At 56.3% G+C, this 21,760-nt stretch carries 21 protein-coding genes; 10 read left to right on the forward strand and 11 right to left on the reverse strand.

Annotated features, from left to right (window positions below; all coding sequences use genetic code 11):
• Both CYR55_RS16925 and CYR55_RS16930 read left to right on the forward strand, forming a co-directional pair.
• Positions 1-302: RNA-guided endonuclease TnpB family protein (locus tag CYR55_RS16925; RefSeq protein ID WP_146000997.1), on the forward strand; the 302-nt coding region annotated here is incomplete at its 5' end.
• Positions 303-603: 301 nt separating this feature from the next.
• Complete coding sequence (locus tag CYR55_RS16930; RefSeq protein WP_101817541.1) at positions 604-903, forward strand: putative quinol monooxygenase; 300 nt, start codon at positions 604-606, stop codon at positions 901-903.
• A 65-nt stretch (positions 904-968) separates the two neighbouring features.
• Here CYR55_RS16930 and CYR55_RS16935 read toward each other — a convergent pair whose 3' ends face one another.
• Complete coding sequence (locus tag CYR55_RS16935) at positions 969-1,268, reverse strand: hypothetical protein (RefSeq protein WP_101817542.1); 300 nt, start codon at positions 1,266-1,268, stop codon at positions 969-971.
• 235 nt (positions 1,269-1,503) lie between these two features.
• On the opposite strand from CYR55_RS16935, the gene CYR55_RS16940 reads away from it, so the two are divergent.
• The 3 genes from CYR55_RS16940 (at position 1,504) to CYR55_RS16950 (ending at position 4,139) form a co-directional block, all read left to right on the forward strand.
• Positions 1,504-2,193 (forward strand): aldo/keto reductase, encoded by a 690-nt coding sequence (locus tag CYR55_RS16940; protein ID WP_241522171.1) that lies wholly within the window; start codon positions 1,504-1,506, stop codon positions 2,191-2,193.
• A 79-nt stretch (positions 2,194-2,272) separates the two neighbouring features.
• Complete coding sequence (locus CYR55_RS16945) at positions 2,273-3,124, forward strand: aldo/keto reductase (RefSeq protein WP_101817632.1); 852 nt, start codon at positions 2,273-2,275, stop codon at positions 3,122-3,124.
• A 25-nt stretch (positions 3,125-3,149) separates the two neighbouring features.
• Positions 3,150-4,139 (forward strand): aldo/keto reductase, encoded by a 990-nt coding sequence (locus tag CYR55_RS16950; protein ID WP_101817543.1) that lies wholly within the window; start codon positions 3,150-3,152, stop codon positions 4,137-4,139.
• 222 nt (positions 4,140-4,361) lie between these two features.
• Here the strand turns inward: CYR55_RS16950 and CYR55_RS16955 are convergent, their stop codons facing one another.
• On the reverse strand, positions 4,362-4,928 hold the full coding sequence (locus CYR55_RS16955) for an LOG family protein (RefSeq protein WP_101817544.1): 567 nt from the start codon (positions 4,926-4,928) through the stop codon (positions 4,362-4,364).
• Between the two features lie 953 nt (positions 4,929-5,881).
• Between CYR55_RS16955 and paoA the strand changes: the two genes are divergently transcribed.
• From paoA to paoC, 3 genes are read left to right on the forward strand one after another with little or no spacing between them, the layout of a single operon-like run.
• On the forward strand, positions 5,882-6,595 hold the full coding sequence (gene paoA, locus CYR55_RS16965; RefSeq protein ID WP_101817545.1) for an aldehyde dehydrogenase iron-sulfur subunit PaoA: 714 nt from the start codon (positions 5,882-5,884) through the stop codon (positions 6,593-6,595).
• A complete protein-coding gene (locus tag CYR55_RS16970) occupies positions 6,592-7,542 on the forward strand; it encodes an FAD binding domain-containing protein (protein ID WP_101817546.1) in 951 nt (316 codons plus the stop codon). Before paoA ends, CYR55_RS16970 begins: the two co-directional genes overlap by 4 nt.
• Before the next feature lies 1 nt (position 7,543).
• Positions 7,544-9,739 carry an aldehyde oxidoreductase molybdenum-binding subunit PaoC gene (gene paoC, locus CYR55_RS16975; RefSeq protein ID WP_101817547.1) on the forward strand — a complete coding sequence of 732 codons (2,196 nt, stop codon included), beginning with the start codon at positions 7,544-7,546 and terminating at the stop codon, positions 9,737-9,739.
• A gap of 51 nt (positions 9,740-9,790) precedes the next feature.
• Here the strand turns inward: paoC and CYR55_RS16980 are convergent, their stop codons facing one another.
• Together CYR55_RS16980 and CYR55_RS16985 are read right to left on the reverse strand one after the other, a co-directional pair.
• On the reverse strand, positions 9,791-10,243 hold the full coding sequence (locus tag CYR55_RS16980; RefSeq protein WP_101817548.1) for a DUF4174 domain-containing protein: 453 nt from the start codon (positions 10,241-10,243) through the stop codon (positions 9,791-9,793).
• 163 nt (positions 10,244-10,406) lie between these two features.
• Entirely contained in the window at positions 10,407-11,063 is a 657-nt protein-coding gene (locus CYR55_RS16985; protein ID WP_101817549.1) for a hypothetical protein, read from the reverse strand.
• Between the two features lie 382 nt (positions 11,064-11,445).
• Between CYR55_RS16985 and CYR55_RS16990 the strand changes: the two genes are divergently transcribed.
• Positions 11,446-11,973 (forward strand): CbrC family protein, encoded by a 528-nt coding sequence (locus CYR55_RS16990; protein ID WP_101817550.1) that lies wholly within the window; start codon positions 11,446-11,448, stop codon positions 11,971-11,973.
• Between the two features lie 93 nt (positions 11,974-12,066).
• Here CYR55_RS16990 and CYR55_RS16995 read toward each other — a convergent pair whose 3' ends face one another.
• Positions 12,067-12,945 (reverse strand): LysR family transcriptional regulator, encoded by an 879-nt coding sequence (locus CYR55_RS16995; RefSeq protein WP_101817551.1) that lies wholly within the window; start codon positions 12,943-12,945, stop codon positions 12,067-12,069.
• A gap of 316 nt (positions 12,946-13,261) precedes the next feature.
• Between CYR55_RS16995 and CYR55_RS17000 the strand changes: the two genes are divergently transcribed.
• The gene (locus CYR55_RS17000; RefSeq protein WP_101817552.1) at positions 13,262-14,470 is read left to right on the forward strand and encodes an MFS transporter; all 1,209 of its coding nucleotides are present in this window, start codon (positions 13,262-13,264) and stop codon (positions 14,468-14,470) included.
• A 107-nt stretch (positions 14,471-14,577) separates the two neighbouring features.
• Here the strand turns inward: CYR55_RS17000 and CYR55_RS17005 are convergent, their stop codons facing one another.
• The 6 genes from CYR55_RS17005 to CYR55_RS17025 all read right to left on the reverse strand — a co-directional run bounded on the left by CYR55_RS17005 (position 14,578) and on the right by CYR55_RS17025 (position 21,741).
• Positions 14,578-15,471, reverse strand: a complete 894-nt coding sequence (locus tag CYR55_RS17005) for a LysR family transcriptional regulator (RefSeq protein ID WP_101817553.1) — start codon at positions 15,469-15,471, stop codon at positions 14,578-14,580.
• Positions 15,472-15,679: 208 nt separating this feature from the next.
• Positions 15,680-18,214: a malto-oligosyltrehalose synthase gene (gene treY, locus CYR55_RS17010; protein WP_101817554.1), complete on the reverse strand. Its 2,535-nt coding sequence runs from the start codon at positions 18,212-18,214 to the stop codon at positions 15,680-15,682.
• Positions 18,211-19,998, reverse strand: coding sequence for a malto-oligosyltrehalose trehalohydrolase (gene treZ / locus CYR55_RS17015; protein WP_101817555.1), 1,788 nt, complete (start codon positions 19,996-19,998; stop codon positions 18,211-18,213). The genes treY and treZ overlap by 4 nt, the downstream gene beginning before the upstream one ends.
• A gap of 265 nt (positions 19,999-20,263) precedes the next feature.
• Positions 20,264-20,506, reverse strand: a complete 243-nt coding sequence (locus CYR55_RS17020) for a hypothetical protein (RefSeq protein ID WP_101817556.1) — start codon at positions 20,504-20,506, stop codon at positions 20,264-20,266.
• A gap of 301 nt (positions 20,507-20,807) precedes the next feature.
• Positions 20,808-20,981, reverse strand: coding sequence for a hypothetical protein (locus CYR55_RS23605; protein ID WP_165699619.1), 174 nt, complete (start codon positions 20,979-20,981; stop codon positions 20,808-20,810).
• 94 nt (positions 20,982-21,075) lie between these two features.
• Positions 21,076-21,741, reverse strand: coding sequence for a hypothetical protein (locus tag CYR55_RS17025; protein WP_146000998.1), 666 nt, complete (start codon positions 21,739-21,741; stop codon positions 21,076-21,078).
• Positions 21,742-21,760: the final 19 nt, after the last annotated feature.

A 21,760-nucleotide genomic window follows, 5' to 3' on the forward strand; every position in this document is an offset into this window, starting at 1 on the left:
CGCTGTCCAAAGCGATAGCAGACGCGAGCTGGGGTGAATTTGTGCGCCAGCTTGCATATAAGGGCGAATGGGCGGGGCGGTCGGTGGTTGCCATTGACCCGTTTTTCCCGTCCTCAAAACGCTGTTACTGTTGCGGCTACACCATGTCGAAAATGGCGCTTAACGTTCGTGCGTGGATCTGCCCTGAGTGCGGGGCTGACCATGATCGTGACATAAACGCCGCGAAGAATATAAAAGCGGTCGGGCTGACCGTGTTAGCTTGTGGAAAGTCTGTAAATCCTAAACCGCTTAATGCGGCTTAGGTTCGACTCAGCGAAACAAGAATCCCCTTCCTTCAGGGAGGGGAGTGTCAAGTGACTGACCTTGTCCTGTTTACGTTACCTGTGTGCGCGTAAGACCCCGCCCAAAGGGTGTAGTGTATCTTGCCGGGAGCCAACCCTCGCTGGACGTATCCGCTGCCATCTATCCCTTCATTCATTACTCTCAGCAAAAACACTGGCAGCCATGCAAGCTCAATAAGATAAGCACCGATAGCCGGATGCTGCTTTACTGTAGGGGCGTTTTTATTGATTTTGGACGTATTGTTAACCAGAGGAGACCCCTATGACAGTACCTGTTGTTGCCATTTTTGAAGTTAACGTTGGCGCAGAAGAGACGGTGGAAGCGCTGTTCCGTGGCGTGATTGAGACCACGCTGGCTGAAGAAGGGTGCATTGCCTATCAGTTAAACCGCGACACAGAGAACCCGCGCCGCTTTGTATGGACGGAAGAGTGGGCCAGCCGCGAACTGCTGCAAAAGCACATTGAGGCCCCGCACATCACGGCGCTGTTCGAGGCGCTGCCGCAATACCTGACCAGCTCCGAGGTGATTGTGCTGTCACCGATTGCAGGCGGCAAAGCCTGAGCCCGGTGAGTGATTAAGCCAGATGCCTGTGAAGCCCGGCTTGCCGGGCTTCACGCTGTGTTGGCTTACCGTTTGCCGCGCTCCACCGAGGCCGACCAGTTAAAATCACCGACTTCACTCGCCGTCAGCGCGGAGGGTTTTTTCTTGCGTACCGGCTTCTTCACCGCCTTCGCTTTCTCTTTCGCCAGCTTCGCGGCCATCACGGTTTCCCTGGCTTCGGCAATCAACTCTTTCTCTTTCTTGCTGTCGGGTGCCTTACCGGTTCGCAGGAGATGCTTTTGCACCAGATCCCTGACCGTTTCATCCACCGTCAGCCGCTCGTCAGCCGTAAACTGATCGATTGAAATCATCTTTTTATCTTTCATCGCGTTTGCCTAATAGTGAATTCACCTGCCCAGCTTAGGGGATAACGGCCCCGCTGAGAACCAGAATCAGACTAATGAGTCCTCTTCATAGCGCCTATGCGCTGCCGGGGGATTATCTGCGGGACGGTTCCCTTTACGATGAGCCTCTTCTTTTCGATGAGCGGCATCCTCGCGGCCATCTTCACGGTTGCCGTGTTGTATGCACATTCTGTTGGTTAAGAAAAAGGAATCCATGATGAGTCGTCAGCCAGACACGTTTCCCCCTGACCCTCCCCCGGCGATGCCGGCACGCCGCAAACTGCTGATGGCCGGGGCGGTAAAGACGCTGATGGACGAGGGCAAAGTCCTGCACTGGGGATTGTCGGAGATGGGCATCAATACCCTGAAACGTGCCCATGCGACGCTGCCGGTCACCGCCGTGCAGAGTGAATACTCAATGCTGTGGCGCGGGCCGGAACAGCATGTGCTGCCGGTATGCGACGCGCTGGGGATCGGGTTTGTGCCATGGAGCCCGCTGGGCGTGCAGTTTTTGACCGGGTGGATCGATGAGAAAACCCGGTTTGCGCCCGGTGATATCCGCGCCCTCGAATCCCGGTTCTCACCTGAAAACCTGCCGCATAACCTCCAGATCGTCGCATTACTGAAAACCTGGGCAGCGCGGAAAAATGCCGCACCGGGCCAGGTTGCGCTGGCGTGGCTGCTGGCCCGCAAACCCTGGATTGTGCCGATCCCGGGCACCACCAACCGCGACCATATGTTGCAAAACACCGCGGCCGCTGCCCTGCACTTTACGCCCGCCGAAATGGCCGGACTGACCACCGCGCTGGAGGCGATAACCGTGCGTGGCCAGCGCCTCCCGGACGCGGTGCAGGTCTATTCGGATGTGGATGCGCCTGTCGCCCGATTAATGAATCCAGCTAATTAACCTTAGCGAATTACCCCCTCTAATCGGATAGGTCATGCTGCGTTATGCTTTTCACACACAACAGCTGAAAGGTAATGTCATGCAAACAGTCACACTGAACAACGGGGTTGAAATGCCCCTGCTGGGCTTTGGGGTCTTCCAGATGACGGAGGCCGCCGAGTGCGAGCGCGCCGTGCTCGACGCCCTTGAAACAGGCTATCGCCTGATCGACACCGCCGCCTCCTACCAGAATGAAACGCAGGTCGGCAATGCGCTTAAGCAGAGCGGCCTGGCGCGGAGTGAGCTGTTTATCACCACCAAACTCTGGTTGCAGGACACAAGCTATGACGGGGCGAAAGCGCAGTTTGAGCGCTCCCTGAACCGGCTCCAGCTCGATTATGTCGATCTTTATCTGATCCACCAGCCCTACGGCGACGTGCATGGCGCATGGCGGGCGATGGAAGAATTACAGCAGGCCGGGAAAATCCGCGCCATCGGCGTCAGTAACTTCCACCCGGACAGGCTGGCTGACCTGATGGCCTTTAATAAGGTGGCCCCGGCCGTCAACCAGATTGAAGTGAACCCGTTCCATCAGCAGCTGCACGCTGTGCCGTGGATGATGAGCAAGGGCATCCAGCCGGAGGCATGGGCGCCGTTTGCGGAGGGCCGCAACGGCCTGTTCCGGCATCCGCTGCTTGCCGCCATCGGTGAAAAACACCACAAAAGCGTGGGGCAGGTGGTGCTGCGCTGGCTTTACCAACGCGGCATCGTCTCGCTGGCGAAATCGGTACGTAAAACGCGGATGGAAGAGAACATCACTATTCTGGATTTCGGGCTCAGCGACAGCGAGATGATGCACATCACCGCGCTCGACACTGCCACCAGCGCCTTCTTCTCCCACCGTGACCCGGCGATGGTGGAGTGGCTGACCGGCCGCGAACTCGATGTGTAACCCGCCACTTGTGAGGAAATTATCAATGCAAACACGTTTTCTCGGAAAATCCGGCCTGGAAGTCTCCGCCCTGGGGCTGGGCTGCATGGGGCTGAGCCACGGCTATGGCCCGGCCACCGACCCCCGCCAGGCAGTTGAACTGATCCGCGCTGCCGTTGAGCGTGGCGTGACGTTTTTCGATACGGCCGAAGTCTATGGCCCCTACCTTAATGAAGAGGTGGTGGGCGAAGCCTTAAAACCGTTCCGCGACCGGGTGGTTATCGCCACCAAATTCGGGTTTACCTTTGGAGAGGATAACAAGCAGCAGATTTTAAACAGCCGACCGGAGCATATCCTCGACGCGGTGGAAGGATCGCTGCGCCGGCTCAACACGGACGTGATTGACCTGCTGTATCAGCACCGCGTAGATCCGGAGGTGCCGATTGAAGAGGTGGCGGGTACCGTTAAGGATCTGATTGCACAAGGGAAAGTCAAACACTTCGGCCTGTCAGAAGCGGGCGTGCAGACCATCCGCCGCGCACATGCCGTGCAACCGGTGGCGGCGCTGCAAAGTGAATACTCGATGTGGTGGCGTGAGCCGGAGCAGGCGATCTTACCGCTGCTGGAAGAGCTGGGGATTGGCTTTGTGCCGTTCAGCCCGTTAGGCAAAGGGTTTTTAACCGGGGCAATCAACGCCGGTACGACGTTCGGTGAAGATGATTTCCGCAGCAAAGTGCCGCGCTTTGCCGCAGAGGCGCGTGAAGCCAATAACGCGCTGGTGGCCTTGCTGACCGAGCTGGCCGCCGGGAAAGGTGTGACCCCGGCGCAGATTGCCCTGGCCTGGCTGCTGGCGCAAAAACCGTGGATTGTGCCGATCCCCGGCACTACGAAGCTGCATCGTCTGGAGGAGAACCTGGGCGCGGCGGAGCTCACGCTCACGCAGGCCGATCTGCACCAGATTATCCAGGCGCTCGACACGGTGAAGATTGTCGGGGAGCGTTACCCTGCCGCCTTGCAGGCCAGGGTTGGCCGCTAAATGAAAGCCGGTAAGTGAAAAGCCGGGAATTGAAAACAGTATGCAGGCCAACATCTTTATGGCCTGCATACTGGAGTAAGTTGAGGATTGTACCGCAACGCCAAGGTGGTCAGGCTGCCCGGTGATTTACAGATGCCACCGGATATCTTTATCGCGCAGCAGAGGGACGCCGGATGAGGTTTTCAGACCGACGCTGTTCTTTCCCAAAAGGCGATGACAGTATCAGCGCACCCACTTCGGTGGCGGGGGCGTGTATGACAGCGCCTTTTCAATAAGCTCATCAGGATCATCGGAAACAATAAGCATGTCTGAATAAGCCTTCTTCATGAATCCGTCATCGATCATGCGTTCAAAGAAGGTAAACAGGGAATCAAAATACCCATTCACGTTGAAGAAGGCGCAGGCCTTGTTATGCAGGCCCAGCTGCGCCCATGTCCATGCTTCAAATATCTCTTCCAGAGTGCCGGCACCTCCGGGAAGCGCAATAAAGAAATCTGCATTTTCAGCCATGGTTGACTTACGTTCATGCATATCCTTGACGACTTTCAGTTCGCTGACACCGCGATGAGCCAGCTCATGGTTGACCAGGGATTGGGGCATAACCCCAATAACATGCATACCCGATGAGAGGGCCGCATCAGCCAGCGTTCCCATAAGGCCAACACGGCCTCCGCCGTAAACCAGGTTGACATTCTTGTCAGCCATTGCCTGAATTAAGCGCTCAGTTTCTTTAATAAAAGCGGGATCAGTTCCATGAGCCGATCCGCAAAAAACAGCTGCCCGCATAATTTACGTCTTCCTTTATAAAAAGCAGAACACAATATACATCGTCCGTTACTTTCAGAGACCGCGTTGCTGCCTCGGCTATCATGTTAAAAGTAACGGCTCATTTTCCTTCCTTTACAGAATGTGTAATTCAGGAACAGGGTGAGAGGTTAAAAACCGGTTGCCGGATGCTCCCACGAATAAAGGCTCCTCAATGTGCAACGCGCCAATGCCAAACTCGTAGTAGGGGGTTTCAACAGATAACACCATCCCCCTTCGATAACGTTTTCGTCCGGCGGGCTCAGAATGGGAAATTCATAGGGTTTAAGGCCTATCGCATGTCCGACGTGATATCGGCAGTATTCAGGAAGGGGGATGTTTTTTCAGCTTCTGCACTTAATGCTTTCAACAATACATGCTGGCTATCACAGACCATCTTATTGACTATCCTGTTCTTAAATTTTTCAGCAGAAAATTATTAATCGGAGATATAAAAAGCGAGCCGATTATTGATATGCGAAATCCGGCTTATACTTCATAAAAAAAGAGGTTGTATCAAACCACGTATTTTGAGAAAAACGGTATACATATCAATATCTTCGTGCAAGCAAGATTCATTGCTATAAAAATGTGATTAAGATCACTTTCTCATCCTCGTTTTTCCGGCTTTCACACAGGATGCCGCCGCCATTTATTATTCCGGCATGCTGAATTTTAGGAATATCGCCAAAATAGTGTAACTAAATCAGCGCCGAAACGCCTTAAATGCCAGTAATACAGCCCTGGGTACCACCGCAGCAAAAACACCCCGCACTGCCCGATTAATGAATAGAGCTCATAACAGCATTCCGTTTCACCGGCTAAAAAAGGTGTCAGGAACGGCTATAGTCAAAAGTTGGTACTGAATATTCCCCCTGGTCATCACAGAAAGCGTCGACTGTTCCCTGGTTAACCTTTCAGCATTCCGGAGATCTGGCATGAGCAACCACGATAAGAAGGTTAATAAGGAACATCACGATGAGGGAGGTAACGGCAGCAAAAAAGAGGGCGGGCAGGGCGGTTTCCACCTGACGAGACGCACGCTGCTGAAGGCGGGGTCAGCCACGGTGGCGGTAGCGGCGGTCTCCTCTTCCACAGTGCTCAGCGCCCGTGAACTCCCCGTCACCCCGTCGCCTGCCATGTCTGACCTGACGATGAACGTCAACGGCGAAAAGCGGCAGCTGAACGTCGATACGCGCACCACGCTGCTGGATGCACTGCGCGAAAACCTGCACCTTACCGGCACCAAAAAAGGGTGTGACCATGGCCAATGCGGTGCCTGTACGGTGATCGTGGACGGACGCCGGATCAATTCCTGCCTGACCCTGGCGGTGATGCATCAGGATGCGGAGATCACCACCATTGAAGGGCTGGGCACACCGGAAAAGCTGCACCCCATGCAGGCCGCGTTTGTAAAGCATGACGGTTATCAGTGCGGTTATTGCACCCCCGGCCAGATTTGCTCATCGGTAGCGGTACTTAAAGAGATCGAAATGGGCATCCCCAGCCACGTCACACGCGATCTGGTTTCGCCTCCGCCTCTCACGGCTGATGAAATCCGGGAGCGCATGAGCGGCAATATCTGCCGCTGCGGGGCCTATTCCAACATCCTTGCCGCAATTGAGGACGTCGCCGGGAGTAAGGAATCATGAAGGCCTTTACCTATGAACGCGTCACCACGCCCGCCGACGCGGCGGCAAGCGCGCTGCGCACACCAGGGTCAAAGTTCATTGCAGGCGGCACCAACCTGCTTGATTTGATGAAGCTGGAGATAGAGACCCCGACCCATTTGATCGACGTCAACGGCCTGGCGCTGGATAACATCGAGCCGACGGCTGACGGCGGGCTGCGGATTGGCGCGCTGGTACGTAACACCGATCTGGCGGCCGACCCGCGTATCCGCCGCGATTATGCCGTACTGTCACGGGCATTGCTTGCCGGGGCATCCGGCCAGTTGCGGAATAAGGCCACGACGGCGGGCAACCTGCTTCAGCGTACGCGTTGCCCTTACTTCTACGATACCAACCAGCCCTGCAACAAGCGGCTGCCCGGCAGCGGTTGCGCGGCGCTGGAGGGGTTCAGCCGCCAGCATGCGGTCGTGGGCGCAAGCAACGCCTGCATCGCCACGCATCCCAGTGATATGGCCGTCGGTATGCGCCTGCTGGACGCCGTTATCGAAACGGTGAACCCGGATGGGCGTGCGCGCAACATTCCGGTTGCGGATTTTTACCGCGCTCCCGGCACGACGCCGCATCTGGAGACGGTGTTGTCGCCCGGCGAGCTGATTACCGCCGTGACGCTGCCGCGCCCGCTTGGCGGCACACATATCTACCGGAAAGTGCGCGATCGCGCCTCTTACGCGTTTGCCCTGGTCTCGGTGGCCGCAGTGGTGCAGCAGGACGGCAGCGGCCGCGTGGCGTTGGGCGGTGTGGCGCACAAACCCTGGCGATCGGAAGCCGCCGACGCCGAGCTGAAAAAGGGCGCGCAGGCGGCGTACGACCGGCTGTTTGCGGAGGCGCAACCCACGCATGAAAACGAGTTCAAGTTGATCCTGGCGAAGCGGATGCTCGCCTCTGTGTTGACGGAAGCGAGGGCATAACATGAAATTTGATAACCCGGCCAATGACAACCCCATCGACCAGCTTAACGTGGTGGGCCGCCCTCATGACCGCATCGACGGGCCGCTGAAAACCACAGGCACCGCCCATTACGCCTATGAATGGCATGACCAGGTACCGGATGTCGCCTATGGCTACGTGGTCGGTTCCGCTATTGCCAAAGGCCGGATCCAGGCTATCGAGTCTGAGGCTGCCCGGCGCGCGCCCGGCGTACTTGCCATTGTGACCGCGGACAATGCGGGCCGCCTGGGTAAAGGCGATATGAACGCCGCCGCCCTGCTGGGTGGCCCCGATATCCAGCATTACCATCAGGCGGTTGCGCTGGTGGTCGCCGGGACGTTCGAACAGGCCCGCGCGGCAGCGGCCCTGATCCAGGTGCATTATCGCCGCGACCGCGGGGCCTGGGATCTCGCCCGGGAGAAGCCTTCTGCAAAAGCGGAGGAGAATGAGCCGGACAAAAAAACCGGCGATTTTGCGGCCGCCTTCGCCGCCGCGCCGGTGCAGCTTGATGCTGTCTACACCACGCCTGACCAGAGCCATATGGCGATGGAGCCGCATGCGTCCATGGCCGTCTGGGAAGGGGATAAGGTCACCGTCTGGACCTCTAACCAGATGGTAAACTGGTGCCGGAACGAACTGGCGAAAACGCTTAACCTGCCTGCCGACAACGTGCGTATTGTGTCACCCTATGTCGGTGGCGGCTTCGGCAGTAAGTTGTTCCTGCGCAGTGACGCCGTACTGGCCGCGCTCGGTGCGCGGGCGGCGAAAAGGCCGGTAAAAATCGCGTTGCCCCGGCCCTTTATCCCCAACAACACCACGCACCGCCCGGCGACCATTCAGCACATCCGCATCGGCGCGGATCAGGCCGGGCATATTACCGCGATCGCGCATGAGAGCTGGTCAGGCAATCTGCCCGAGGGCAAGCCGGAGACGGCCGTCCAGCAAACTGAATTACTCTATGCCGGTGCCAACCGCCTGACCGGGCTGCGGCTGGCCAGGCTGGATCTGCCGGAAGGCAATGCGATGCGCGCGCCCGGCGAGGCCCCGGGGCTGATGGCGCTGGAAATTGCGATGGATGAAATGGCCGAAAAGCTGGGCATGGACCCGGTGGAATTCCGCATCCTGAATGATACCCAGGTTGATCCTGCCCATCCTGACCGCCCTTTTTCACAGCGCCAGCTGATTGAGTGTTTGCGTACCGGCGCGGAAAAATTTGGCTGGAGCCGCCGCACTGCGCACCCGGCCCAGACCCGGGACGGGCGCTGGCTGACAGGCATGGGCGTGGCGGCCGGCTTTCGCAACAACCTGGTGATGAAATCCGGCGCACGGGTGCATCTTGACGCCCACGGCATCGTGACGGTGGAAACCGATATGACGGATATCGGCACAGGCAGCTACACCATCATTGCCCAGACGGCGGCAGAAATGATGGGCGTACCTTTGGACAAGGTCGTGGTGCGGCTGGGGGATTCCGATTTTCCTGCTTCTGCCGGTTCCGGCGGCCAATGGGGCGCCAACAGTTCAACAGCGGGTGTTTACGCGGCCTGCGTCAGGCTGCGCGAAACGGTGGTGAAAAAGTTCGGCTTCACTCCCTCCGAGGCGGTTTTTGCTGATGAACAGGTTCGCGCCGGGGGCCGCAGCGTCAGGCTCGCGGAAGCGGCCCAGGAAGGGAAGATTACCGTTGAAGACACTATCGAGTTCGGCGAGTTGAGTAAAAAATTTCAGCAATCCACCTTCGCCGGGCATTTTGTTGAAGTGGGTGTCGATATGGACACCGGCGAGGTGCGTATCCGGCGAATGCTGGCGGTTTGCGCGGCAGGCCGGATCCTCAACCCGAAAACGGCACGCAGCCAGGTGATCGGGGCCATGACCATGGGCGTGGGCGCGGCACTGATGGAGGCGCTGGCGGTGGATACGCGGCTGGGGTATTTCGTCAACCACGACCTGGCCGCGTATGAAGTCCCGGTGCATGCGGACATTCCCGTGCAGGAGGTGATTTTCCTTGAAGAGACTGACCCGGTTTCCTCTCCCATGAAAGCGAAAGGGGTGGGCGAGCTGGGCCTGTGTGGCGTCAGTGCGGCGATTGCCAATGCCGTTTACAACGCCACCGGTGTGCGGGTGAGGGATTACCCCATCACGCTTGATAAGTTACTGAAAGACTTACCGGTACGTATTTAAACGCCTCGGCGCACGGCTGCCCGTGCGCCGAGGCTTTGTAAAGCCTGAACCTCAGTCTGTTTTAGCCTGGCGCATCGGCATCCGGTCGATGGTGGAGAGCAGGGCTTCCGCACTCAACGGGGTAGTTTCACGCAGCTTCATTCCGCCATCTTTCCCTACGAGCACCATTTCAAAGCCTTTGGGCTGGAGTTGTGAACGCAATTGCCCTTTATCAGCCGGGGACGTATCACTGAACACGATGATATCCCGCTCGGCCAGTGCATCCTGATGATCTTTCAGCATCTCTATCTGCTGAAGATAGTGGGCGTCAGTGGCTGACGGCGCAAAGAGCACTACCGGGCGATGTTGCCAGCGATACTGGGTAAGATCGGCGGTATCGGGGGCTAAAGCACGGAACAGGCTGCTGTCTGCTGCCTGGGCGGTACTGAACAGCAAAGAGGCGGCGACCAGCAACAGGGCAGAAACCGGGCGGGAAGGGGCGGATAAGCGGACATTTTTAAGCATTATGGCGATTCCCCAGATCTGTATGTTCAGGGTCAATGAGATGATAAAGCCTTAAGTGTAGTGGAAAGGGTGTAGCGGAAGAGGGACATATCAATACTCGTCGGGAAATCATCCCGGCTGCCCGGCAGATGAACATGATGATCCCTCGTCAGAAGCGTGTGGCTCAGAGAGTAATGCTGACCGGTTCAGGGGAATGCCATGCCCTTTCGCCGCGCGCTTTGAAATCTTCAATCGCGGCGTTAATCACCTCCACACTTAACGCCTGTGCTTCGACCACCATCCGCAGCCCAATGCCGTAGGCATACCCCGGCAGGCGTTTATAGCCGCAATAGACGGCCGGCGGTTGGGTATTCAATATTTCGGCTTCGCGTTGTTCTGTGTATTCATTGAAGGTCAGGCCGTTAAAGCGGGCGTAACGCGGCTTTTCCCGGTGGATTAATGTGTGGCTTACCAGTTTGCCGTGGCTGTTGTAATCGGGGCGGGTTTCAAAGCGGAATTCAATCAGGCGCTCCGCCTCGCTCAATTGCTGATACGCCTCGTCAAATACCCGCTCTGAAATAAGATCTTCCCGCGCCAGTTGGGCGGTAATAATTTCAGCGTTCCACAGCACGGCAGGATCGCGGCCGGTGAAATAGATATCGCTCCAGTGCCGGCGGTGCTCAGGATGTTGGCGGTGATAATCAATATCGCAGGCATCATAAAACAGGCCGCCGCAGCGGGCACGTTCACGGTGAATCAACTGCTTGAGGGCAAAGACTTTCCGGCGACGTTGGCGGCGGGAAAGGGCAGTAAAGGGGCGGTGTCGGCGAGAGCAGGCCATAATCTTTCCTTTTTGGACTGCTGAAAAAACTCCAGCCGGACAGGGTATCAAAAGCGAGAAGGGGCAGGCAAGCCCTTTAACAGGTTCACCTTTCAGGCAGCTTGCCGGCAGCAACAGCGCCGCAGGGGGCGGCACACCGGTTCAGAAAGAGGGTAATTCACGGCGATAATCGCCGTGAAAATACGTTTTATTAAACTACAAGGGGTTCATGTCAGGAAAAGTGGCTGGAAACGCGGCTTCCTGTGGGCTTATTGGCAAGGGTTAACCCGCCCGGAACGCATCCACAATAGTGTGCCTGATAATCTTAACGTCGGCAGTATGGGCAGGCTCCCTGAACGGTTTATTTGATGCTACATTATCGTGAAATAACAGGGAGATAGTGATGGAAAAAAGTTTACCGAAATTCATCTATATTACAGATGATTATGCCGGAACCGTGTTTCTGAAAAACAGCATCATGTGTGATTGCTGCCAGAAAGAGAGCCCTTACCAGTATAACGGCCCGGTTTACTCTGTCGAAGAGGGCGAGATTACGCTTTGCCCCTGGTGTATTCATGACGGCAGTGCGGCTGAGAAATATGCGGCCAGCTTTAACGACATTTATGATGAGTCGCTGGAGGAGGCAATTATCACCACCGTTTGTGAACAGACCCCAGGTTACAGTTCCTGGCAGGATCAAGGCTGGGCAGCGCATTGCAAGGATGCCTGTGTTTATCATGGCGATGCGTCCGCGCAGGATGTTGCCGATGCCAGTGAGCCTACCCGGCAGAAATGGATGCGCGATTATGAGCAGGATGCGGAAAGCTGGGATCATTTTATGAAAGGCTATCAGCCGGGTGGCGATCAGGGCGTATATAAATTCCATTGCCGGCATTGTGACCTGATTATTTTTAACTGGGACTTTTCCTGAGAAGCACTCCGGCGCACTCCTCTGACGTCACCGCTGAGGTGACGTTACTCCGTGTAGCGCAGCGCCTCAATCATCAGGGCAAAATTGAGACGGCTAAATCTTCATTTGCTTGAGATAATCAATCAATAGCCTTTGGCGCATTGAATAACGGTGAGCGTAAGGCCACACCACATAAAGAGGCGCACCCGCATCAATAAGATGCTCACTGAGCACTTCGCAAAGCTGCCCTGAGCGGAGATGGTGTTTAATCGAGACCAAAGGCAGGTAAGCAATACCATTTCCATTCAGTGCTAAATCAATTCGCGTGTCGATGTCATTGCATATAATCGTTTGGGGAAGATGTAAGGATTTTATATTAGGCAAAGGCCATGCCTGGATCATGCCTGAATTTCTTGAGCGGTAATGAATCAATGCGTGTGACAGCAGGTCATCGGTTTTTTCAGGATAACCACAGCGTGTTAAATAGCCTGGGCTGGCAACCAGCACGCTATGAATATCCCCGATATAATATGAGCGCAAATTTCCATCAGGATCGTTACCCACCCGTAACGCCGCGTCATAATTTTCCCCGACCAGATCAACAAATCTGTCAGAGAAGTCAAACTCCACCTCAATTTCCCGGTGTTGTTCCAAAAAATCATTAAATCTTTCGCTAAACAGATGGGGAATAGGCGCTACGCTGATTTTTAATCGCCCGACAGGGCTTTCTGTTGAGGCAAGCATCGCATTTTGAATATGATCAACCTCTTCAAGTATGCGCAGTGCATGGCTTAAAAAACGTTCCCCTTCATACGTCAATGAAATCTTTCGGGTATTCCGCTGTAAGAGCTGCGCGCCTACATTGCTTTCAAGGCTGGTCACACGCTTGCCCACTGCAGAGGCACTCAGCCCTAACGCCCGCCCCGCTGACACAAAGCTTCCCACCTGTGCAACCTTCACGAACACAGAAATTGCAGAGAGAGAATCGATCATTTCTACCACCTCAGAAAATGGATTGCTGCCAAATTTGGCAACAGAGTCCGGAACTGTTGGCAGGTTATTCTACATCATAAGTTAATGTAAAGTAGCGGTGGCGTTAAGGCAGGAAACAGCCGGGCCCTGACGCAGAATTTATCTGTCACTTAGGATGGATTAATAACGCACCATGACGACTTTATGCGTTATACGAATTTATTATAAGCCATAACACATCGTGCAGCTATTTTACCGGGTAAACAATAATCCGGAATTAATAAATGCTGCAATAAATTATTTTGTTTAATACGTTTGCTTTATTAAGGAGGAAACTATGTCTGTCACGCTATTTGCGCTGATGCTGGGGGTTTTTTGCCTCGGCACGGCCGAGATTATTATTTCCGGGTTATTGCCTGTCGTGGCCTCAGACCTTTCGGTATCGCTGCCGGAGGCGGGGCTGCTTGTTACAGGGTATGCGCTGGGGGTCACGATTATCGGCCCATTCGTCACATTGCTGACGTCACGCGTACCCCGCAAGACCCTGGTGCTGGGGCTGATGGTGCCGTTTATTCTCGGCAATGTCTGGGCAGTGCTGGCCACTGATTATCAGATGCTGATGGCCGCCCGCATTTTAACGTCAATCAGCCACGGAACCTTTGTCGCGGTTGCCTTTAGTCTTGCCGTGACGTTGTCTCCGCCGGATAAACAAGGCTCGGCCATGGCTAAAATTGCCCTGGGCTTTAATCTGGCGAATGCGTTGGGCGGGCCGCTGGGAACTTTCATTGGCCAGAATCTGGGATGGCGTGCGACCTTCGTGGCGATTGTGATGATTGCCGTTATTTCCGTCGCATTAATCGCCCTGTTTATGCCTGCCAAGTTACCCCAAGCCGGGCAATCAAAACCCGGCGCGATGCGTCGCGAGCTGAATGCCCTGACGAACCCAACGCTTGTCTTTGCGGTCATCACCACGGTACTGGCACAAGGGGCGGTATTCACGGCCTCTACTTACATCGTGCCGCTGTTAATGGACGTCAGTCATTTTAGCCCGTCAGCGATTTCAGGCCTGCTTATTGTGTTCGGCATCGGTGCCATTATGGGCAACTTCGCAGGTGGCCGGCTTGCCGATAAACATGTTATGCGCGGCGTCACCACAGTGTTGAGTAGTCTGGTGATTGTGCTCGTCCTGTTCTGGGCGGCCAGCATTATCCCTGTGCTTTCTGCCGTCACGGTGTTCCTGTTTGGCGCGGTCGGCTTCTCAATTATTCCCTCGTTGCAGGCGCGTATTCAGTCCCTGGCTATCGCCGCACCGACGCTGGCGCTGTCGGTTAACGTCTCCGCCTTTAATCTGGGGAACGGGTTAGGGGCGTGGATAGGTGGCTCGGTACTTGATCTGGGCTTTGGCATTCGCGCTGTGCCGTTAGCGGCGGCTGCGCTGGCAGCCATCAGCCTGCTCATCACCCTGGTTGCCTGGCGCCAAAGCCGTCAACAACTGCCTGCTGAAAAGTACAAGGCAAGCTTTGCGGCGCAGAAGGAAAAAGCATGATGAGCAAGCAGGTGATTTGTGCCTCCCAACCGATACCCTAGTCACGCTCAATGACATGAACGCCTGACACTCTGGAGCATTCCTCTGACGTCACCGTTGAGGTGACGTTACTCCGTATAGCGCAGCGCCTCAATCATCAGGGCAAACGCCGGCGGGTGCTGTTTTCTGCTGGGGTAGTAGAGGTAATAGCCCGGAAACGCCGGGCACCATGCCGCCAGCACCTGAACCAGCGCCCCGGATTTTATCTCGTTCTGTACCATGTCTTCCGGCACGCAGGCCAGCCCAAACCCGGAGAGCACCGCGTCCATCCGCTCGGATAGCAGGTTAAAGGTCAGTTGCCCCTCCACCCGGACGCGCAGCGGTTTGCCCTCTTTCTCAAACTCCCAATGGTACAGGCCACCGGCGGTGGGGAGGCGCATATTAATGCAGCGGTGGTGCTGCAGATCATGCGGCGTTTCAGGAACACCGTTTACGGCTAAATAGCCCGGCGCGCCCACCACTGCCATGCGCATATCCGGCCCGATCCGGACAGCGACCATATCTTTATGGATGCTCTCCCCCAGCCGGATACCCGCATCGAAACGCCCATCCACAATATTCACAAACCCATTATCAACTTCCAGCTCGACGTTGATTTGCGGGTATGCCAGCAGAAACGGTTTCAGTTTTGGCCAGAGCACACTGCGGGCGGCGTGTTCCCCCGCAGACAGGCGGATATTCCCGGCCGCGATGCCGTTTAACTGGATAACAGACGCCAGTTCCTGTTCCAGGTCAGCCAGGCGCGGTTCCAGGCAGGCGATCAGCCGCTCGCCAATTTCTGTCGGTGCCACACTGCGGGTGGTTCTGGTCAGCAACCGCATATTCAGGCGCGCTTCCAGGGCTTTTATTGAATGGCTCAGGGAGGACTGGGAAACCCCGAGTTTCGCCGCCGCTTTGGTGAAGCTTTTTTCCCGCGCCACCATTAAAAAGGTCAGCAACTCATTAAAATTCTCTTTCAGCATGGCAGGTTCTCTGGTCCACAATGGCCGTAATCAGCACGTCAATTCGCCTGCGTTTTCCCGCTGGTAAGCATGGAAAAATAGCAGGGTAAGCAGTGTAGCGTAAAAAGGGCGGCCTTCCCCAGAGAGGAACCGCGCGAGGAGGAATAGGGTTGGAAAGGAGGCTGAATACCGGCATGCCTTCCCGGTATTCAGCCCTGTGCCATTGGCGTTACAGGCTGACCAGAATCACCGCGGAGCAGCAATCCACCGACTCCAGCGTCAGGCGGTCGGTGAGGGCGATCTCTTCACCGCTGAGGATGTCACGGTAGCGGCGGTTGGCCAGCACGTCAGGCAGGGCGATCGCCGTGCCGGTAAAACGCTGCGTGTGGGGCAGAGTGTTGTTCTCCTGAAGCAGGCTCAGCACCAGCCGTGGGGTGATGACGATCAGCGCGTCGTCACCTTCCACCCGCGCAAAGGAGATGACGTTTCTGGCCCAGGTGCCGGTGGCGGTGAGCGGCAGGTAGTCACCTTTGCGGAACAGCGCCGGTTTCTCCTGACGTAACCGCAGGGTTTTGGCGATCGCATGCTGGTTTACCCGGCCGCTCAGCCAGTCCTGCTCGGTGGCGGCAGTGGGTTTTTCATGCCCGTTCAGCATCTTTTGGAGTGCGGCGAAATCGGGTTCACGCCGGTTATCCGGGTCAACCAGGCTGAAGTTCAGCGCTTCACTGCCCTGGTAAATATCCGGCACGCCCGGCGCGGTGAGTTTGACCACCGTCTGCGTCAGGCTGTTGACCAGCCCGGCACGGATAAAGGGCTGCAAGGTGCTGACGAAATCCTGCAAAAATGCCGGGTTGTCCGGAGAGAGCAGGTGGCTGGCATAGTTCAGCACCGCCTCTTCGTAGGCGTCATTGTTGTCAGCCCAGTCGGTGCGCAGTTTTGCTTCCCGCAGCGCTTTTTCCACAAACGCCAGGAACCGCTCCTCAAGCGCTTTCAGGCCCGCCGTATCGTCCGGTTGCAGCCTGACCGGCCAGACACCCACCAGCGCCTGATAGAGCATCCAGGCACCGGCCGCTTTCGGGGCCGCGCCATCGTCGAGCATCGCCACCTTCGGCTGGTTCATCTGCCGCCAGCGGGCGACACACTCCGCCCAGTGCGCCGGGGCTTCGGTGAGCGTGTAGAGCCGCGCGCGGGCATCCTCGCCGCGTTTGGTGTCGTGGGTGGAGGTACCGGAGAGCGCATCCGGCTGGTGGTCAAGGCGCGTTTTCATCTCCGCGTGGAAGCGTTTAAGCGAGAAGTCGCCCGGTATCGGCTCTGCTCCCACCTCGTTCAGCGCCAGCTCCATGTTCTGGCGGAAGAACAGCGTATCCTCCACTGATTTCGCCATCAGCGGGCCGGTGAGCTGCTGGAAGCGGGTGCGGAAGGTGGCCGCCTGCCCGGCTGCGGCCTCAGAGACCTCGCCGGTGAGAATCTGCGTGATAAACGCCAGCGCCGCCGGATCGGGCGCGTGTGCGCCGGCATTCACCTTGCTGACCACCTTGTTCAGCAACTGGCGGCCTTCCGGCGGCAGCCCGGCGGTGGTGCCGTAGGTGCGGTAGACCGGAAACGCCACCAGCAGCTCGCGCAGCGCAGAACGCACCGCCTGCTCGTCCGGCGTGGTGTTTTCCGTGACAGCAATCTCCAGGGCGATGCGCAACAGCGTGGTGAATTCCCCTTCGAAATTCCTGTCTACCATCAGCAGTTTGGCGGCGCGCAGCTCGGCTTTCATGTCCACCGGCTTGCCTACCACCTTGTCATAGGCGTCACGCAGGGTGTCGAGCTTGCCGCCGTCTACCAGCGCGTCAGAGAGCGCGGCCACGAATTCGTAACCGGTGGTGCCGGAGACCGGCCAGTCCGCCGGCAGCTGCTCACCTTCGCCGAGAATTTTCTCGACCGTGAGGTAGCATTCAGGCCCGGCCTCCTGCCGCAGCCGCTCAAGATAGGCTTTCGGATCAGCCAGCCCATCCACATGGTCTACCCGCAGCCCGTCCACCGCGCCGGAGCGCACCAGTTCCAGGATCAGCCGGTGCGTGTCGTCAAACACCGCGTCGTCCTCTACCCGCACGCCCACCAGCCCGGTGATCTCAAAGAAACGGCGGTAGGAGAGGTCACGCGGCGCGTCGCGCCACGACATCAGCCGCCAGGACTGGCGCGCGTGCAGGTCAGCAATCGCGGCGGTGTCCGTGAGGGCCAGCACCTCGGCTTCACGATCTGCCCAGGTCTCCGGGTTCAGCGGGTAAAAACTCTCGTAATAGGCGAGCGCCGGTTTGCCGGTGTTCGGGTCACGTTTCACGGCGATCTCGCCATTCTCCAGCGCGGCCTCGAAGGTGTCGCCCAAAAACGGCAGCGTCAGGCGGCGCGACCAGTCGATGTCGAAATGGTGCGCATAGCGGCTGTTTTCACCGTGCTCAATCACGTCATACCACCAGACATTCTCCAGAGAAGACGCCATGTGGTTCGGTACGATGTCGAGGATCAGGCCGAGATCGGCCGCTTTCAGCGCCTTGACCATGCGGTCGAAGCCTTCACGGCCGCCAATCGCCGGGTCGATTTCGTTGGCGTTGGTCACATCGTAGCCGTGGGTCGAGTCAGAGGTCGCGGTAAAGACCGGTGAAGCGTACAGGTGGCTGATGCCGAGCCGTTTCAGGTAGGGCACCAGGCCCACGACGCGGTCAAAGGTCATGCCGTTACGGAACTGAATGCGGTACGTCGCGCTGGGTATCGTCACTGGGGGCCTCCCTGGGCAAAACGGACAAGAATAGAATGCTGCGGCAGGTCGTTGCCCGCCTTGGGCCAGGCAAAGATCGTTTCGCCCGGCTGGTCGGGCAGCGGCTGGGCGCTGTCACCGATGTTTAATGCCATTGACAGCGTACCGGCCGGGAACGTCCAGCTCACGGCAACGAAGCCTTCAGCGGTGTTAATGACCTTGCCGCTCCGGCCGCCTGCCGTCGCCAGCAGCGGCACCACCTTCTCCCGGCGCACGGTCAGCAGCGCTTTGGTCAGGTCCAGCCATGCGCTGCCTTCTGCGCTGCCGGGTTTTGCCCAGTCGAGTCTGGACATCGCAAAGGTTTTTTCAGCGTTGGGATCGGGCACATCTTCGCCCTCATGCCCGGCATGGCCCGCAAACTCCCTGGCGCGCCCTTCACGTACCGCTTTGGCGAGATCGCCCTGGAAATCGGTGAAGAACAGGAAGGGGTTCGTCTCGCCATACTCTTCGCCCATAAACAGCAGCGGGATATGCGGCGACAGCAGCAGCGCGGCCAGCAGGACTTTGGTGCGATCGGCCCCGGCCAGCGAAATCAGCCGCTCGCCCTGGGCGCGGTTGCCCACCTGATCGTGGTTCTGGATGAAATCCACAAAGGCTTGCGGCGGCTGGCCGGTGCTGTCGACGCCGCGTTTTTCACCTTTTTGCTGCGAGACCTCGCCCTGATAGACGAAGCCCTCGGCCAGCGCCCGGGCGACGCGTTTTTCCGGTTCGTCGGCAAAATCCTGGTAATAGGCGTGGGTCTCGCCGGTCGCCAGCACATGCACCGCGTTGTGGAAATCGTCATTCCACTCGCCGGTGAACAGCGGTGTGCTGCCGTCTTCATTGCGCGGGTGCAGGAAAATCACGTTGCGGCTGTCTTCGGTGGTGAGGTGGATCGGCCGGTCAGCGATCTCTTTGCGGATGCGTTCCGCAATCTCGATCAGCACATGTTTGTCCGCGCTGTCTTCGATCTGGTCGATGGCGTCGAACCGCAGGCCATCCAGGTGGAACTCCTGCAACCAGTAGAGCGGCGCGTCTACGATGTAGTCACGGGTGGCGGCGACGTCATAGGCGATGCCCGCGCCCCAGGGCGTCATGCGGTCTTTATTGAAGAAATCCGGTGACAGTTTGGGCAGGTAATTGCCTTCGGGGCCAAAATGGTTCAGCACGATGTCGAGCACCACTGACAAGCCATGGCCATGCGCGGCATCCACAAAGGCTTTGAAATCGTCCTGTGTGCCATACGCCGAGTGCGGCGCGTAGAGCAGCACGCCGTCATACCCCCAGCCGCGGTTACCGCCGAACTGCGAGACCGGCAACACTTCCAGCATGGTGATCCCGAGTTCCGCGAGGTACGGCAGTTTCTCGATCGCGGCGCGGAAGGTGCCTTCCGGCGTAAAGGTGCCGATGTGCATCTCGTAGACCACCGTTTCTTCCCATGGGCGGCCCGGCCAGTCGCTGTGCTGCCAGCGGTAGTGGGTGGGATCGACAACCAGAGACGGGCCGTTCACATCGGCTTTCTGCGCGCGGGAGGCCGGGTCCGGCACGGCCATGCCGTCGGCCAGCACATACTGGTATTCCACGCCGGGTGCCACGCCGGTGGCCTGGTGTTCGAACCAGCCATCGCCCACGGCTTGCATGGCGATCTCCTCGCCGGCAAGCCGGAGGGTCACGTTTTTCTGGCCGGATGCCCAGAGACGGAAGCGGACTGTATCGGTGGCCACATACTCGGCCCCCCAACGTTTATGAAATGACTTAGACTCCATTCGATTGCCTCATTTACCCAGAAAATAATGGACGACATCGCACAGTGCGTGTCCGGATGCCGTGACGGATTGCCGGAGCTGTGCCGGAATCGGGTGATGGGAACAGTGCCGCAGGTTCCGGTTCAGGCCGTAGACGCAGAACAATCATAGACTATGGGGCGGGAAGTGAAGTGACGTTGTCACGCTGAAACGATGGGAAAGCGGGGAAAAATCAGCCCGCGTTGTTTGACTATGCCCGCGCCGGGCGGCCGGGCATGAACGCCACTCAGTGGTAAGTGACATCCTGGATATCGTCTTTGGTGAACCCTTCCGATTTCAGATGCTGGATGGCTTCCTGTAATACTTCTTCATCACTGTAATTTTTCGGCAGGGTATTTTGCCAGGCACACGAGCCTTCCAGGCGTTTCTCGCCTTTTTCCTCCGTCGGGGAGGTAAAGATCTTATAGGTCTTGCCGGTATTCTCATCGGCGGAGAAGATCTCGATACGGATATATTTAGAATCGGACATTTACGCTCCTTATAAACAGAAAAAAAGAACAGGGATGTGTCTCCCACCTTCTTTTAAACATAGTTGCGCCTGCCGGTGAAATCAATGTTTCATCAGGGAATGAACCATGCACCACACTAAAATGGTACCTAAATCACATCCTTTTGGTACCATAAAGGTACTGTATCAACACTGATTTAGTCTCTTTTTGTACTTTATGAAGCTATTTTTTAAATGGCCAATATTGCAGGCATCAAAAATAATAATGCCGTCTACTTTTGTAGCCGGCATTATCTTAATAAAATTTCCTATTTACCCAGGATTAAGCAAACTTAATGGCATGCTGGTCTCGTTTCTTACCCAGAATATCCATCTCTTTTTCTTTAAGCCTGACCTTTGCAAGTTTATTACCGTCAATGCCGGCCCAAAAATCTATAGAACGTTTCGACGCCGCCAACGCTTTTTCGGGATCAATCTTTTTATGTTGTTTAATCATAATATCTCCTGATAAAAGGCTGCATATTACTCATAATCTTATCGCAGATTTGGTCGCTTAATAATCAGCATGCATTTTTGTATAGCATGATGCGTTATACAATACTGGCTATTTTTTCAACTATGCATTGTTTAATGTCGCTTACCGTTGAAGACATTTTGTTAAAATCTGACCAGACATCGGCAAAACCATAAGAGCGATAACGTGGCTTTGCCTCTTTTGTAGGATCCTGGATGATGACATCATCGATTTCAAGGATATCGCAAAATGTTGTTGAGTAGATCAACGCGATGATCAGGACATTACCTGTCAGAGAAATTTGCTCACTCGCGATAAAATTCTCAAGCATACAGAGAGAGAATTCTGCCCGGCGCACATCATATTTGCAAAGTATCACTGCATGCAGAGCGCTTGAGTCAGCGTAATCCATCACTTTCAAAGAGATATTAATAATTCCATCATTGGCATCACCGCTATAGTGATTCATCGCCCACTGCCAGTTAAGTTCGCCTGTATATTCACCACATTTCAGGCGTTCTTTATCAGCAGTGCTTAGTACACTTAGTGAAATATCATGCCAGCCAAAGCCTTGAATAATCTTTTGGGTAGTGGCAATACAGTGATGATGGATTTCCTGGATCGATAATTCACCCATAGCTGTCTTTTTAAGCGGGTTTTCCTGCATCAGAGAGTACTTCAGGGAAATAGCCTCCATACTGACAATTATCAAAATGTCAGTACGAAGTATACCTTGCTTCACAAGCTCCCTCAGATTCCCC

The organism is Chimaeribacter californicus (assembly GCF_002858675.1).
Lineage (GTDB): Bacteria > Pseudomonadota > Gammaproteobacteria > Enterobacterales > Enterobacteriaceae > Chimaeribacter > Chimaeribacter californicus.